This window comes from Kitasatospora sp. NPDC101155 (assembly GCF_044768305.1).
Classification (GTDB): Bacteria; Actinomycetota; Actinomycetes; order Streptomycetales; family Streptomycetaceae; genus Kitasatospora.
Genome location: NZ_JBIWPN010000017.1, coordinates 25,056 through 40,970 on the forward strand (window position 1 = coordinate 25,056; position 15,915 = coordinate 40,970).

Consider the following 15,915-nt stretch of genomic DNA (forward strand, 5'->3'; position numbering starts at 1 on the left):
CGGCCCCGAGATCGGGGCCGCCGACCTGCCCGGCGTCGTGAGGTGGCTCAGGGCGTGAGAACGGGCTTCAGGAAGGGGCTCGGCTCGCCGTGCCAGAAGATGTCGACGCTGTCCCTGGCGCGGGTCACGGCGACGAAGAGCAGCGAGCGGGCTCGCTGCATCTCCCGACGGTACCGGGCGAGGTCGGTGCCCTTCAGGCGGTTCACGTTGTCGCGCGGCACCAATCCGTTGCGGACCCCGGCGATGACCATCCGCTGGTACTCCAGGCCCTTGAACCTGAACATCGTGCCGATGTGCACTCCGCTGCCGTTCCTGGGGCCGTCGGGGCCGATCTCCACTGCGGGAATTCCGTGCTGCGCCAGGGTGTAGGCGACCTCTCCCGCCATTTGATTGGTGGGGACGCAGACCGCGATCTGTTCGAGGGGGATCCGTTCGTCAGGGTGGGCTCCCCAGGCCGCGATGTGTTCGGCGATGGCGACGCGCTCTGCGCTCCAGTCGGCGTAGGGATGCAGCCGGGGAACGGCGCCATTGAGCACGGACCGGAAACCGGCCAAGGTCTCCTCACCACCGTTGAGGTCGTCGTAGGACTCTCCTGTGAGGACGTCCAGGGCCGAGCGCAGAATCTGGCGGGTGGTGCGGTAGCTGAGAGTGAGCTTCGACGAGCGGCCTCGGATGTGGATACCCAGGCTTCCGAGGGTCACTTGATTTCGGTAGATGCGCTGGTGGGTGTCACCGACCAGGAAGATGTCGTCCTGGCCGCTCGGGACCATCGCTCGGAGCATCTTCCAGTGAGCCGGCCGCAGGTCCTGCGCCTCGTCGACCACGATGTGCCGGTACCGGTACCGCAGCCAGCCCGCGGAGCCGTCCTGGCGATGGATGTTGTCCAGACCGCCCGCGTCGTCGCGATGAACGTCGATCGCTGCGATCCGCCGTTCGCGCTCCACCTCCAGACGCGCCGCCCGCTCGGTCACCTGGTCCCAGGTCTGTCGTCGAGAGCGGTCCAGCCGCTGGGTGAAGCGCTCGGCGAGCTGCCAGATTTCGGCGCGTTCGGCACGACCGATGTTGCCGCGGCCGGCCCGGCGGGCCCTGAAGTAGTCCGCGCGCGATCCGATCACCTGCCCGAGGATCACCTGTGTCCACTCGTCGTGGAGGAACTCGGCGTCCCATGCGGTCTCACCGAGTTCGTCCAGCAGTGCTTGCCACTCCCGCACGGCCTGGTTGTCGTCGATCGTCTGCTTGGAGTTGCCGGGCTCGGCCTCCCGGACGATCCGGAGTGCGAGCTGGTCGACGTGGCTGATGTCCACCCTGGCCAGCAGCCCCTCCCCACCGAGTTCGAGCAGACGCGAACGCAGGTCCGCGGCGAGGTTCTTGTTGTAGGTGGTGAGGAGGACGGGCTTGGTGTGTCCCGGGGGCAGCCGGTCGACCAGGTGCTTGACGCGGTGGAGGGCGACGATGGTCTTCCCCGTTCCCGGGCCGCCGCTCACTCGGGCGGGCCCGGAGTAGGTGCGTTCCACCAACTTGGACTGGGTCGGGTGGAGGAAGACCTTCCACCGCCCGAAGTCGCCGCCCTTCAGGACCTCCTCCAGAGCCGCGTCGGAGGTGGTGACCATGGTGGCCGGTCGTTCGGCAGCGGCCTGGAAGTCCTCCGGGTCGACCGGTTCAGGGGCCGCAACCGGTGTCGTTACCTGGTCGAGGATGCTGTCGAAGTCCTTGCCGTCGACGATGGCCAGGAGCACTTCCCCGGTGAGTTGCGGGGCGTATTCGACGAGACCGAGTAGCTGGTCCTCGGTGGTGAGCGTGCGGATGACGGGAAGGAGCGGCGCGGCGACACCGAGGTCGTTCAGCTGCTCGTCGGACCAAGCCGCGAAGAGCGCCTGGGGCATGGCCGGTTCGACGGGGTGGGGAGCTGCCGTGGGCGGTGCCGGGGCTAGGCCGCGAAGGATGCTCTCCTCCACCACCTGGAGGTCGACGTACTCGATCCCGCCGGTGATGTGGTTGATTCCGTAGGCGAGTCGGTCGAGGTTCTCGTAGACGTCCTTGCGGTGCTTGACCGCGACGATCAGCCAGTCGTCGTCGGCCAGGCGCAGCAGCAGGGCGCGATGGTCGTCGTTGACCCGGGCGGACCAGAGCCTGCTGTCACCCTTGAGCTGCTGGAGCTTGAGGCCGGTGGCGTGCGGGTTCGCCTTGAACTTGTGCTGGAAGTCGTAGAGGGCGCCCTTGACCGAGCGGGGGAGTTTGAGGATCTCCTTGTCCGCCTTGTCCAGCAGGCGAAGGGTGATTCCCGGGGTCTTCATCGCTCTGACTCTCCGTCGGTGCTCGTGCCGTCTCGTCGGTGTTGTGGTGTGGTCCGGGCGCCGGCCCGCGGGTCGAGTAGCTCAGCGAGTGCCTGGGCGTCCCAGCCCACGGCCGGGCGGACGTCCCAACCGGCGGCACGGAAGGCCTTGTCACGGTCCTGGGCTTCGTAGTCCTGCTCCCCGCCAGGCCCGCGCGGAGCGAGGACGACGCCGATCCGGCGTTCGGGCCAGGCGAGTTCGGCCTGCCAGCCGTTGCTGTCGAGCTCGTAGCCGTCCTTCGGGGCGGGTACACCTGCCTCGGCGAGGAGATGAGCGAGCTCAGCGAGGCCGGCCTCGTCGGAGTCGAGGTATTCGAGGACCCGGATCCATTCCGCATCGGGACCGGCGGTCGCGGCAGGAACCGCTGTCCGGGGAGCGAGTTCCGGGCCGACTTGAGGTGCCACGGGAGCCGGAGCCGCAGGACTCGGACCTTCAGAGACATCCTTCGGGCCCTGCGGTTGCCGTGCCGGAGTCTGCCGGGTGGACGTCAACCATCCCTCGCCGCCGCTCGCCGCCAGGGCCTCGACGGAGAAGCCGTCGAGGAGGCTCGTCGTGAGCTGGACGCTGTCGCCGCCGCCGTGCTCCAGGAATTGCAGCAGGTTGGTCCAGAACAGCCAGGAACGCCAGCGCTGCTTGTGCGTCGGTTCGTCATCATGGACGCGCTCGTCGTCGTCGAGGAGGGCGAGCGCGCTCCAGACCGGTGGCTTGCGGCGCCCGTCGGCCGCCAGGACCAGCCGAAGGCCCGAGCCGTCCAGAGCAGTGATGACCTGCACCGGCCCCCGGGGACCGGCAGGTGCTCCGCCATCAAGGGCCGCGCGGATTCGGGATCCGACCGCGTCGACCGCAAGAGCGGCGGCGCGTGCTCCGGTGACGCCGGTCAACCCTGCCACGGCGGCCTCCGCGCGCCACTGCCACAGGGCGGCATCCGGCGAGCGCAGGTAGGCGAGCAGCAGGTCGGCCGGGTTGACCCAGACGGCCTCGGAGAGTTCGCCCGGAAGGCTGCCGCGGATGTTGGCGTAGTACTTCCGCGCCCTCTCCTCCCCGTCGCCGTCCGGCCCGTAGGGCCGCCAGGCCGGGGTGTTCTGCCAGCCATGGGCGTGGCCGTTGTCGGTGACCAGGCGGCGCCAGCTCTTGACGTCGAAGTAGGTCAGCTGGAAGACGCGCAGTCCGTCCGCCCGGAGCCGAGCACGCTTCACGGCGTCGTCCGCCAGCCGGTTGTGCCGCGGGCCGGCGTGGTACTCGTAGCCGTCGAGGTAGACCGCGAGGCGCGGGCCGGGGGCGTCGAGCCGCTCGAAGAGGACGTCCGGGCGAGTGCCGTCCAGCGCCCTTTGCTGGGAGACGCGCCAGCTCAGTGTGGAACCGTCGTTGCCGGTCAGGCGGAGTTCGAGGGAGTAGGTCCCCGCCGAGGTCGTGTAGGCGTCCGCACTCGCGCGGGACTCGGGCAGCCGGGCCCAGTCCCTGAGGGTGTCGACGAACATGATTTCGAGATCGCTCTCGGCCTGTTGCTCCAGGGAGATGTGACGCGTGTTCGTGACCGGCGAGGTCCGCCAGCGTTCCCCGTCCACGCCGAGCAGATCGTCGAGCATCTGACGGACCTCGCTGCGGCTGACCTTGTCGTAGTCCGTGGCGGGGACACGGCGTAGCAGGCAGCGGTGACAGCCGTCCTGGCCCTTCTCCCGGCAGGGGCAGCTTTCGATGACGTCGCGTGCCCTGAGGAGGACCTCCTTGAAGCCCTCCGCCGAGGCCAGCCGGTGCAGGTAGCCGGTACCGCCCGGAAGGCGGTCGTAGACGACCAGGAAGCGCTGGGGCCACTCGGAGTCGCTGCCGTCGGGCATGGAGGCGGCCGCGATGTCGATGTGGTCCGGGTCGCCGCCGTAGCGTGCGGCTATGCCGACGAACAGGGCCGCGGTGAAGGACGCCAAGCGCTCCTTCGCGCGTGCCACGGAGGCGGGCAGCAGGATCCGCACGGCCTCGGTGGTCAACTCGTGGGCGAGCAGCAGGGGTACGTCCTGCGGCTCGGCCCGGCCGGACCCGGCGGGCTGCTGCGCCCTGCGACGGGGGCACCAGAGCAGGTGATGAGCGCCGGCTTTGGAGGGAGCACTGAGCGACTGGGTGAGAGCATCGGCCGGTGCGTCGGCGACGGGGCGGCCGTCGGCCGTCGCACCTCCGCAACTCGTGCACACGAAGAACGGGTTGAGACGGACATCCTCACCCGCGACGGGCACGGTGCTGCTGCCGTCCTGGCGGTCGACGCCCAGGTTGAGCGTTCTCACGACTGCGCGGCGGGCGAAGTCCACCCCGAAGGTTGCCTTGTCGTGGCGCCATGAGCCGGGGGCGAGCTGGTCCGGGTCGATGTCGACGGCGGTGATGACGGAGTACCGTCGGCGCTCGCGTTCGTCCTTGTCGTCGCGGACACGGGCGTCGTCCCGCTTGTCCCGGGCCACCACCTGCCGCGGTTGGAGCACGTACTGCACGCACCCGGCGTCCGCGATCGCACGACCGCCGCAGCGCGGGCACGGATCGGTGTCGGTGAGCGCGTTCTCGGTGCGGACGAACCCGCAGGACGGGCAGAGCCGCCAGACGGACCACGCCCGCCGCTCGGGGCTGCCGATGTCCAGGGCCCGCACCACGTGCCGGTAGCCGTTGACGTAGAAGCTGCTGCCGGGCGCGAGTTCGGTGAGGGCGAGTCGACGGGACCGGTCGTAGCTCCGGACCTCGCTGCGGTAGACCCGGGATTCCCCGCCCGCCGCGCCCCCCGGGTTCGCGGTGGTTCCGTCCGCCTCGGACGGGTCCTCCCTCCAGTAGAGGGTGGCTTCGAGCTTGGTGGTCGTGTCGGCGAGGCTGTAGTTCGGCAGGAGTCCGAGTTCGACCAGCGTGCCGTGGGCGCTTGCCCGGTTCAGCGCAGCCAGGAGGACGGCGGTGCTGCGCAGTTCGGAACGGAGTTCCCGCCGTTCGCGGTCCTGTTCCGGGTCGGTCGGTACCAGGGCGTCGACGGCCTTGTTGATGGCCGCGAGGCGTCGCTTCAGCTCCTCGCGGCGGAGGACCCAGGCTTCCTCGGCCTCCTGCAGGCGGCGCGCGATGCCACCGGTGGCGTAGGAACGCAACTCGTCGGCCGCATGGCCGGATACGCCGGCGTCGTCGTCCGGGCCGGTGCCGCTCGGGAAGAGCGCCAGGAACTCCTCCACCAGGGTCTTTCCGTGGGTGAGCGCCGCGTCGGCCAGGTCCTGGCACCATCCGGTGGTACCGAACAGCGCCAACACCAGCCTGGGCACGGGCGGCAGTTGCTCACCGTCGGCCGTGGTCAGCTTCCCGGCGGCGGCCAGGTCGAGCAGCCGTGCCGTGTACTGGCGGCGGAGGATCTCGACGGCCGACAGGTAGCAACCCGGCGGCACGATGTCGCCGGCGATCATCTCGCGCGGATCGTCGAGGTAGTACAGGTCGCGGGCCCTGCGGCCGCCGAAGGCGACGACGAGGGCGTTGCCGGTCTTCCGGCCGGCGCGACCGGCCCGTTGGACGTAGTTCGCCGGTCCGTCGGGCAGGGAACCGAGCAGGACGGCGGACAGGTCGCCGATGTCGATGCCGAGTTCGAGGGTCGGCGTGCAGGACAGCACGTTCGGGTCGGTGTAGTGGGTGCCGGACCGGAACGCCCGCTCGACCCGCTCCCGTTCGGGGCGGGTGAGCATGCCGGTGTGTTCGGCGGTGACCACGCGGAAGGTGCCGCCGGTCAGGTAGAGACGCCGGTAGTAGTCGTCGGTGTAGTCGCGCTCCTGGACGCTGCCGAAGCCGGACGTGGTGCCACCCGTGCGGGAGTCGCCGTCCTGTGGCGGGGTCAGGATTCCCTTGCAGCGGTAGCGCGGGCAGGGGTGCCCGTACCAGCGCGTGCGCCGCTCGGGCGGCACGACCTGCTGCCAGCCGCAGTCCGCACAGCTGACGAAGGCCTTGTTGACGACCGAGTCGTCGAGCAGCCGGACCTCGATGTGGCCCGGCTGAAGCCCGTAGACGCGCGTGGTGCGGTCCTGTGCCGTGCGGACGGCCAGGACCTGCTCGTCGGCGAGCGCGGGAAGCAGCCGGCGCAGGTACTCGGTGGCACCCGCGGAGTCCAGTCCGAGGCACCGCCGGGTCCAGTCCTGGTACCAGCCGCCGCGGCCCGACACCGTGTCGAAGTGGGACTTGTCCTTCTGTCCGTCGAGCAGGAACCGGGGTGGTGCCATCCCGTCGGGGAAGGCCGGCATGCCGTCGGGGCGGCCGCCCCAGATCTTGAAGCGGGCGACGCCCGCGTCCTTCATCCACGGCTCCAGCCAGCGGTGCCGCACCCCACCGCGCTGCCGCAGGCGTTCCAGCAGGCCGCGCACATAGGCGACATAGCGCTCGGCGGTCGGCATCGACTCCGCGGCGACCAACTGGCCCGGCAGGGCGAGGTGCAGATCACGCGCGAGAGTGGCGACGCGTTCGGGATCGTCCAGGACGACCTCGGCGGCGGCCGTCCGGGTGAGCTCCAGGGTGCGCCCGAGCCTTGAGCGCAGGCCGAACTCCATGACGGTGGCGAACGCCAGCCGCTCGCCGATCAGCCGCCAGGTGCGTGCGTCACCGGTGCCGCGTCCGGACAGCAGCCGGTCCACGCCGGCCTCGTCGTGCAGGTCCGGGGGGACGACGGCAGCGAGCGTGCCGGGGTCGTCCACCGAGTCCAGGACGTTCCCGATCAGGTCGTTGAGCGGGAGCGGTGCGCCGGAGTCCTCCAGGTTGTGCGCCAGCAGCGACCGGAGGGAGAACTTGTAGGAGGCGTTGGCGATGTACCCGGCCCGGTGTGCCGCATCCTGGGTGGAGTCGTTGAAGACCAGTGTCTTGCGCTCTTCGGGGACGAGGGCGATGTCGCCGCCGGTGAACAGCTGGGTCACGGTCGCCGAGGCGAGCGCTGCCAGAGCCGTACCGAGGAAGCGGATGCCGTTGTCGGTGTTGCACGCCGGGCAGCGGTCGTCGGTAGCCGCCTTGTCGGCGGTCTTCTTGTCCAGGATCGCCAGCGCGAACCAGGCGTCCAGCAGGTCACCGTCGTCGGCGGCGACCGGCATGCGGTAGGTGCCCTGCGACCCGTCGAGCACGATGACGGACAGCGGATCGACCCCACCGCTCGCCGGCCGGGAGCCGGTGAGGGCGGCGAGCGCCTCCTGCTTCTCCGCCCGGGTGGCGGAGATGAAGTACCGGATGCGCCGCTTGTCCCGCCCGAGGCCCGCCCGCCAGATCTTGTCGTGGGCCATCACGAGCCGCTGCGGATCGGCCTCCGGGGAGAGCGCGGCCCATCCGGAGCGACCGCAGTTGCGGCAGTAGACGGCCGGGAGGTGCACCTGGGCCGGGCGCACCGCGGTGTCCGCGCCGGGGAGCGCCGCGGGCCGGAGCGACCCGCTCGACGGCCAGCCGCCGGACGAGGACTCGCCGTCCTCACTGTCCACCGGCAGGGCGGCAGCCGCGCTCCGGCGGGCGGCCGTCCGGTCGTCCTCGTACCAGCGGAACTCCGGTGCACCGCCGAGGCCGCGCAGCACCCTGGTCACCGGCCGGACCCACAGGTGGGCCTCCACGTGCAGCAGCGGACGCGGTCGTCGCTCGTCGGAATCCGGGTCCCGTGCGGAGGACAGCAGTGCCACGAAGCGGGAAAGCGCCTGCAGCACGAGCCGGGGGTTCTCCCGCGCGGTACGGCCCCAGGCGTAACCGAAGCGCGCCAAGCGGTCCCGCAGACCCCACTCGTCGAGGGGTTCGCCGTTGAGCAGGGTCAGGACCCCGTGAGTGAAGTCGTGGCGCCGGAGCATCCGGCCGATCTGGAAGGCGTCGAGCCCGGAGCGCCCCAGCATGCGGGCCGCGAGCCCGTTCAGGTCGAGCAGCTTGGGATTCGACTCCACGCCCGGGCCGCCTGAGGCCGTGATGACCTCCTGCGGGGTCGGAGGCTCGGGAAGCTCGTAGTCCACTGCTCCGGTGAACTCCTCGGCGGTCATCCGCTCCTCGCCGATGAGCGTCTCCGGTGTGAAGGGCATCCCGAACACCTGGGCGGCGACGTCCAGGATGCCGCCGGCCTGCGCACCGGGGCGACCTTCGCCGAGGGTGGCCGAGGTGGCCACCGGGCAGATCGACCCGAGCGGGCGGCCCGGACGGGTGGCTCCGACGGTGGCGGCCAGCCGACGCAGCAGCATGGCGACGTCGGTGCCCTGCGCCCCGTCGTAGGTGTGGAACTCGTCCAGGACCACGTGGGTGATCTCGGCGCCCTCCCACAGCGGGCGGTCCTCGCCGCGCTGGAGGAGCAGGTCGAGCATCTTGTAGTTGGTGATCAGCACGTCCGGCGGCGAGACCCGCATCTCCTCACGACGCGTCATCACCCGCCGGAAGTCGGTGTCCGGGCGGTCGCCGATGTAGAGCCCGGCCGTGACCTCCGCCAGCTCCGGCTGCGCCAGGTAGTCCCCGATGCGGCCTGCCTGGTCGGTTGCCAGGGCGTTCATCGGGTACAGCAGGACGGCCTTGACACCTCGTCGGCCGCGCGCCTTCTCCCGGCGGCAGTGGTCGAGCACGGGGACGAGGAACGACTCGGTCTTTCCCGAGCCGGTTCCCGTCGTCACCAGCGTCGGCTGGGCCGGGCCGCGCAGGGTGCTCAGCCGCTCCCACGCCTTGGCCTGGTGCCGGTACGGCGGGAAGCCGGGCTGCCACTCCAGGTGCCGCTGCCAGCCCTCGTCCGCGACGTGGAACGGCGTCCTGATCCGCAGGTAGGGCCCGCGGAAGATGCCGGACTCCGGGTGCCCGAGGAAGCGTTCGAGCGCGCCGCGGGTGTCCTCGTCCGCGAGGGCGTACGTCGTCGTGAGGTACTGCGTCAGACTGCCGCGCAGCTGCGCGGCGGCCAGGGTGGGCCTCACGGCGGACTCCTTCGACGTGCGCTTCCACGGAGTGTGGATCAATGGATCACACCGTATAGTGCGGCACCGACCTATCGGACCCCGTTGCCACATGTGATTGAGCACTTCAGTGGGCGAGTTGAGCATCTCGCTCGGTAGCCATGGCCTGGAGTGGCCGCCAATGGGCGGGGATGTCGCGCATGACCAGAGCGCAGTCCAGGGTCGCACTCCCCGACGGGAAGCGGTCCGGGTCGTCGAAGAACGACGACGTGACGGAGCGAACCCGGCCGGCTTCCATGTGCCAGACGTTGGTCCGCAGTTCCATACCGTCCAGGTGACGGCCGGAGCTGGTGGCCGAGAAGCCCTTTGTCCCGCCCCGGAAGAAACGGGAGGCCTCGGCAAGATCGGCGAAGAGCTCGCTGCCTCGCAGCTCGTCGGACAGCTCGACGGTGACATCCACTCGGGTATCGCCGTCCCGTGTCGCCAGTGCGACGCGCAGCTGACCGGGCGTCTCGTGCACCTCGAAGTCGGCGCGGCCGTGTTCACCGGGGAAGACGCGGCCTCCGGCCCAGGCGTTGAGCCGCGAGGCGGTGTCGCGCCGTGGGATGTAGACGCCGGTCTCGACGCCGTCCGGTCCGTCCCATTCGACGGCGATCCGATGCGCCGCGTTCTCGCTCCGCAGTCCGAACGCCTTGGGTGCCCAGGCGGGCCGGACACTTCCCAGGCGCAGCAGGCAGATGCCCGCGACCGCGTAGCCGTGCACCAGTTGCGGGCGCAGCGGCCCGGGGAGCAGGCGTGCCGCGACATCCGGGGCGACTCGGTAGTTCACCAGTAGCCGTCGTTCAACGACGCTGGACAGGCGCGGCTGCCTCATGACCCCTCACTCTGCGCCCCGGGACGCCATTTGGTGTGGCGAAGCACGATCTGCTCGGGGCAGACGGCGCTGAGGAACCGACCGATGCACGTGGCCAGGCGATCCTCGGCCAGCGCGTAGAAGATCCGGTTGCCTTCCCGACGCTCGGTGACCAGTCCGGCTCCCTTGAGCACGCCGAGATGTCGTGAGATGGAGGGCGCGCTGATCGCGAACCTGGCGGCGATCTCGCCGGCCGCGAGCTCACCGCCTCTGAGGTCCTCAAGGATCTGGCGCCTCGTCGGATCGGCGAGAGCACGGAAGGCTCCCGCCTCGTCCTGAGCTTCTGTCATACCTGATATTTAGCACCTTGGCTAAGTATCTAACAAGTGGTCCCGCGACCTCCGTCGGCAGCTGCGGCTGACCGCCTTGGCTCAGCCCACCAACTGGACCGCTCACTCGCCGACTGAAGCGCCCAGTCGCACACCACCAGCCGGTTGCCCAGCGTGGCCATGAGCCCGTGGCGCGACGGTTGGGGATTCCGGGGATCCGAGGACACTCCGGGATCAACTTCGCTCGCACTCCGCCCAGACGGTCTTGCCCGGAGCCGCCGGGCGCGGGGAGATGCCCCAGTGGTCGGCGAGGGCGGCGACGAGGAGCAGGCCGCGGCCGGACTCGGCGTCGGCTGCCGGGGTGGGGAGGGTGGTCGGGGGCGTCCGTTCGGTGCGGGTGTCGGACACCTCGATGCGCAGCACGCCGGGGTGCTCGGCGAGCCGGACGGCGAAGTCCCGGCCGGGGATGTGGCCGTGGCGGACGGCGTTGGCGGCGAGCTCGGCGGTGATCAGCGTCAGGGCGTCGTTGAGCGGGGAGTCGTAGCCGTACCCCCAGTCGTCGAGGCGGTGGGAGACGAGCCGGCGGGCGAGTCGGGCGCCGCGCGGGGTGGAGCTGAACCGCATGGCGAACTCCCGGAGGGGAGCCGTTGTCTCGGCGGGGCTCGGGCTGTGCAGGGATGTCATGGGCAGGAGCGTGCCCGCCGCGGAGGAGCTGTGACCAGCGGCGACGCGCGTACGTCTGGCGCCTGTACGGCGGTGGGGCGGTGGTGTACGCGGGTGTCGCGAAGATCCTTCCGGGTAGGGCCACGGGCATGGGAACGAGTCTGTACGACCAGCGGGTTCTGGCGCTCGTCGAAGTCCGTGGTGGTGAGCGGGACTGGGCGGAGGCGGAGCAGGTCTTCGAACGGCACGGCTGGCCGGTGATCGGCCACCACGCGTGTGGGGAAGGACCGTTGCAGGGGGTCCTGGATCCGGATCCGGCGTCGCGCGTGTACGAGGTGGAGGTGCGGTTGCCGGGCTCCCTCCACAACTGCGAGCGGGGAGCGACTCGGAGAGCACAGAAGGCTCTGCGGAGGGCACGCCTGGAGGCCTACGTGCGTCGGGCCGAGCCGTTGGTGCGGGACCGCGAGATGCTGACCGAGTGGCAGGCGTACGATGCGTCCTCGCCAGCGATCACCCGCTTTGCCCGACTGCGGCGTGCTGCGCGGTGGTTGGCGTCCCGCCTGGGCCGTTATGACACCGGGGTGCGCGTGATCGGGACCCAAGGGGAGGCACAGGGCCTCGCGCGCATACCCTCCGCGGCCGGAGGAGGCGCTGCGCCGACCCCGGTCTCGGTTCGGCCCCTCGACGGTCGGTGGCGCGGGACCGTGCGGTACTGGCCGGAGGAGGAGACGGCACGACGCATCGCCCGGGTGGCCGGCTGGAGCCTCGCGGTGGGAGTGGCCGCGGTGTTCGCGGCCGGGGGCTCTGGAGGCGTCCGAGGGTTCTGGGTCGTGCTCGCGGTGCTGGCCGGCGTCGCGACGGTGCTCTCCGGGGCGCGTCTGTTCAGGGAGGGCGGGGCGGCCGGGGCAGGCATGTCTGCGGTCGCGGCCGGGGTGATGCTGCTGCTCGGTCTCGGCCCCTTCCGTGCGGTCGGCCAGGGTCGGACCGGGCAGCAAGTGCTGGTCACCGTGGGGATCGTGGCGGTGGTGGCGGGGCTGTGGCTCCTGGTTCGGCAGTGGAGCTGGCACGAGTGGGCGGCGTGGGTGGTGCCGCTGGTCGCGTCGCTGGCCGGTGCCACCTTCCTGGCGTCGGGTTCGGTGCTGCACTCCTTGTACGCCGACAGGCTGTCGCTCAGCCCGGGGGATCTCGACGTTCCGCCGATCTGGCAGGTCGTCTCGGCGGTCAAACTGCTGACCTTCCTGAGCCTGGTGCTGGTGCTCCCCGCCTGGTGGGGCTTCGCCAGGCACCGGCATCACAGCTATGCGGGCACGGGGGAGGGGTTCAACGTGGCGATCTATGTCCTGCTGCTGATCGCGATCCTGACCGGCGTCTCCACCCTGGCGCTGCACTCGGCGGCGCGGGCCGCCGATCGCACGATCGCGGCTGCGACGCGCGGTGAGGAAGCGCCGCCGTACTTCGGTGTCGAGCCCAAGTGGGTCTGCGTCGAACCGGCTGAGCCGGCCGAACGGCTCTCGGGAGACGGGCCCCGGTTCGACCCGAAGCGGCCGTACGTCTCCTTCGGGGTCGCGCAGGGCATGGCCGTGCTCTGGGATCGGAAGGCGGGCGAGCCTCTGAAGTTGACGGCACGCCAGGTTCGGCTGATACCGGCGGAGTCCGGCGCCGTCTGCGGCGGTGGGGGCTGAGGCGGGGCGGTTCACGTTCACGGTTTGCGGATTCGGGGGCGGGGGGTGGTCACCGCGTGCTACCGTCCGACTACAGATCAATAGGTGACCCCGGCGGTGCGGCAAACACCCCGGGGTCAGGCACAGGGAGTTGGAGCTCCTCATGCACGTTCACTTTATCGCGCCCGAACGCTACGTACGGGCGTCCCACGAGATCGTCCGCCACCCGCGTCTGCGGGCCACGGCGAAGACGCTGCTGCTGTGGGCGCTGTCGCTGCCGCCCGGCAGCCGGGACACCATCCTCACCATCGGCAAGCGCATGCCCGAGGGGCGTACGGCCGTTGCCGGCGCGCGGGCGCAGCTGATCGAGGAGGGCTTCCTGCACGTTCGGCGCTCCCAGCACCCGACGAAAGGCACGTGGACGACTCGTGTCCTCGTCAGCAGCGTGCCGTTGACGGAGGCGGACGAGATCGAGGCTGCCTGGCGCACTGCGGTCCGAAACCCGGCACTCGGTGAGCGGGAGGGCCGGGAGGTCGGCACTTCCCCCGAGGGGGAGAAGAACGAGGCGAACACCTCCTCCCGTGCGGAGGCGGGGGCGGTCGAGGGTGATGACGTCGGCGGGGAGGCCCGGACCGCTGCGGCCGGGCTGCTAGGGAGGCTGACCGCCCGGGACCGGCGATTGCGGTTGGGGGCGGCCGAAGTCCTGGACCTCGCACCGCTGGTGGCGGACTGGCTCGCCCGGGATCCGGACGTGGGGCGGCTGCGGGAAGTGTTGCTGGGCGGTCTGCCCTCGCATGTGCTGGCGCCGGCGGGCTTCGTGCGAGCGCGCCTGGAGCGGCGGATGCCGGTGGCGGTGGTTGCGCCTGGGGCTGTTGCTGGTGGCGTAGGGGAATGCGCGTGCTGCGCGGATCCGGTGGCGGGTGGAGGCGTGATCTGCCGACGCTGCACGGGAGTTGTACCTCCTGAAGTCGGGCCGGATGCGGCCGCTGTCGAACGGAACCGGCGAGGCGCCGAATGTGCGCGCGGCTTGTTGCGCGGTGCGGTGGTCGTGCCTGCGGCGTAGCAGGGTGAATTTCGCTGGATTCCGGACACATCGGCTGGTTGTGGTCCGTATCGTTTCGGTGCCGATCGTGTGCGGACACCCGGTCGTGCGGTGGGCGATGCCGTTGAGGGTGGTGGGTCGGAGGTGGCCGACATGGCCGAACAGGACGACGGGGCAGGCTTCCTGCGCTCCTTCGGGCGGCAGCTGAAGCTCCTGCGCGAGCGGGAGGGGCTGACCCGGGCCCAGCTGGGCGCGCGGCTGGGGTACGGAGAGGACCAGATCGCCTCGGTGGAGCTCGGGAGGCGGATTCCCCGGCCCGAGTTGATCGACAAGGCGGATCAGGAGCTCAACGCGGGCGGCGTCCTGATCGCGATGAAGGACGAGGTCGCGCGGGCCCGGTACCCCGCGTTCTTCCGGGATGCCGCCAAGCTGGAGGCGGAGGCGGTGGAGTTGCAGTCGTACGACATCCACGTGGTGAACGGCTTGCTTCAGACCGAGGAGTACATGCGGGCGCTGCTCGCGATGCGCAGGCCTTTGCTGGAAGAAAGCGTCATCGAGCAACGAGTGGCTGCCCGGTTGGCCCGGCAAGAGCTGTTCGCGTCCCGGATCTCTCCGCTGCTGAGCTTCGTAATGGAGGAGTCCGTGCTGCTGCGGCGACTTGGCGGCGCGGCGGTGATGCGCGGTCAGTTGGAACAGATCCTCCTGGTCGGGCAGAGACGCAACGTGGAGGCGCAGGTCATGCCCCTCGATCGTGAGGACAATGCGGGCATCGATGGCGGCTTCACCCTGTTCACCCGCAAGGGCGGCGAACAGATCGGTTACATGGAGACGCAGGGACATAGCACACTGGTCACTGATCGCGAGGAGGTCCGCGCCCTCGGGTCGCGCCACGGGATCATCCGAGCCCAGGCGCTGACTCCTCGTGAGTCGCTGGCCTACATTGAGAAGTTGCTGGGAGAGCTATGAACGCCGACGAGAGCACCACGACATCGCAGGCCTTGGACTGGTTCAAGAGCAGTCACAGTGGCGCGGAAGGCGGTCAGTGTGTGGAGGTGGCTGTGGCGGGTGCGGTCGTCCACATCCGTGACTCGAAGGATCCGGCGGGGCCGGTCCTCAGTATCGAGTCGGCCGGTTGGGCGGCGTTCGTCCGGTTCGCTTCCGCGAGTCAGGTCTGACCTGGGATGCCGTCCCGGGCGTGCCCCGGGGCGGCCTCCCCGCTCAAGACTCCGCGTCGCTACCGAGCTTGTCGCCGACGTACCCGAGTCGGATCGCCCGTTCCTCGGGAACGAGACGGAAATGCAGCCGTCCCTTCCCCGGGGTGAAGCGGCCGTGCCACGAGAAGCAGCGGTCCTTGCCGTCAAGGTCGGTGAAGGTGCACAAGTGCTGACGGCTCTGGGATTCCGGCGTGATGTGCGGGTGCTGCCAGTTGGGCTCGGGCGAGGTAGCAGGGTCCCAGCCGGCGGCTGTCGCTTCCAGGCCGATCAGCAGCTTGCGGACCGGCCGATGCCACTTCATGTCGAGGCGGCGAAGGCAGCGCTCGAAGCGGGGGATCTTCTGAAGGTGCGGGAAGAACTCGTCCCATGCGTCGAGGATCGCGGCGGGGGTGGTGAGCGAGGCGATGCCGGTGTCCTGCGCCCAGGTCTTGTGTTCGTCGGCCTCGTCCGGACTGGAGCAGTGCCGCGCGCGGTCGCGGCTGCTCTCGATGCCGTCCTCGGTGAGGTGCTGGATGTCGACGTCGAGCCACGAGGCCGCCCACTTGGGCGACACTGGAAGGCTGACGGCAAGCCCGTCGGTGAGGTGCGCGAATGCGATGCCCTCGACGGTGCGGCTGTCGTGCTGGTACTCGACCTCGTCCGGGTCGAGCGTCAACTGGACGGCATCCCTGAAAGGTGAGCGACTGCGCAGGGCGAGAAGGTATCGATGCTGATCCCGGTTCCGCATGCTCGCGTTCGCCCATTGCTGGTAGAGGTACCCGCGTGCAAGCTCGGACGTCAGGAGGGGGTTTCTGGTGACCAACGCGACGCTCTGCCAGCTCTTGAGGTGGCGCAAGGTGTCCACGAAGCCGGCCATCGCCGTGTCCACCTCCCTGGGTCCGGACTCGGACTCGCAGGACAGCTCGTTGAGAAACAGTGTCAGTGACACTCCCACCCCTGGGATTTCTGTTGAGG

10 protein-coding genes are annotated in these 15,915 nt (G+C 70.2%); 4 read left to right on the forward strand and 6 right to left on the reverse strand.

Annotation, left to right across the window (positions count from 1 at the left end):
* Positions 1-47: 47 nt before the first annotated feature.
* The 5 genes from ACIRYZ_RS25040 to ACIRYZ_RS25060 form a co-directional block, all read right to left on the reverse strand.
* Entirely contained in the window at positions 48-2,294 is a 2,247-nt protein-coding gene (locus ACIRYZ_RS25040; protein WP_402947848.1) for a UvrD-helicase domain-containing protein, read from the reverse strand.
* Positions 2,291-9,220, reverse strand: coding sequence for a DEAD/DEAH box helicase (locus tag ACIRYZ_RS25045; RefSeq protein WP_402947851.1), 6,930 nt, complete (start codon positions 9,218-9,220; stop codon positions 2,291-2,293). Before ACIRYZ_RS25045 ends, ACIRYZ_RS25040 begins: the two co-directional genes overlap by 4 nt.
* Positions 9,221-9,326: 106 nt before the next feature.
* Positions 9,327-10,073, reverse strand: coding sequence for a DUF2071 domain-containing protein (locus ACIRYZ_RS25050; protein WP_402947854.1), 747 nt, complete (start codon positions 10,071-10,073; stop codon positions 9,327-9,329).
* Positions 10,070-10,402, reverse strand: a complete 333-nt coding sequence (locus tag ACIRYZ_RS25055) for a metalloregulator ArsR/SmtB family transcription factor (RefSeq protein WP_399867651.1) — start codon at positions 10,400-10,402, stop codon at positions 10,070-10,072. The genes ACIRYZ_RS25050 and ACIRYZ_RS25055 overlap by 4 nt, the downstream gene beginning before the upstream one ends.
* A gap of 213 nt (positions 10,403-10,615) precedes the next feature.
* A complete protein-coding gene (locus tag ACIRYZ_RS25060; RefSeq protein WP_402947857.1) occupies positions 10,616-11,065 on the reverse strand; it encodes an ATP-binding protein in 450 nt (149 codons plus the stop codon).
* Between the two features lie 809 nt (positions 11,066-11,874).
* Between ACIRYZ_RS25060 and ACIRYZ_RS25065 the strand changes: the two genes are divergently transcribed.
* The 4 genes from ACIRYZ_RS25065 (at position 11,875) to ACIRYZ_RS25080 (ending at position 14,922) form a co-directional block, all read left to right on the forward strand.
* Positions 11,875-12,726: a hypothetical protein gene (locus ACIRYZ_RS25065; RefSeq protein ID WP_402947860.1), complete on the forward strand. Its 852-nt coding sequence runs from the start codon at positions 11,875-11,877 to the stop codon at positions 12,724-12,726.
* A gap of 130 nt (positions 12,727-12,856) precedes the next feature.
* Positions 12,857-13,768 carry a hypothetical protein gene (locus ACIRYZ_RS25070; protein WP_402947863.1) on the forward strand — a complete coding sequence of 304 codons (912 nt, stop codon included), beginning with the start codon at positions 12,857-12,859 and terminating at the stop codon, positions 13,766-13,768.
* A gap of 132 nt (positions 13,769-13,900) precedes the next feature.
* Positions 13,901-14,713, forward strand: coding sequence for a Scr1 family TA system antitoxin-like transcriptional regulator (locus ACIRYZ_RS25075; protein ID WP_402947866.1), 813 nt, complete (start codon positions 13,901-13,903; stop codon positions 14,711-14,713).
* Entirely contained in the window at positions 14,710-14,922 is a 213-nt protein-coding gene (locus ACIRYZ_RS25080; RefSeq protein ID WP_402947869.1) for a DUF397 domain-containing protein, read from the forward strand. Before ACIRYZ_RS25075 ends, ACIRYZ_RS25080 begins: the two co-directional genes overlap by 4 nt.
* A 43-nt stretch (positions 14,923-14,965) precedes the next feature.
* Here the strand turns inward: ACIRYZ_RS25080 and ACIRYZ_RS25085 are convergent, their stop codons facing one another.
* Complete coding sequence (locus tag ACIRYZ_RS25085; RefSeq protein ID WP_402947871.1) at positions 14,966-15,817, reverse strand: hypothetical protein; 852 nt, start codon at positions 15,815-15,817, stop codon at positions 14,966-14,968.
* Positions 15,818-15,915 lie beyond the last annotated feature (98 nt).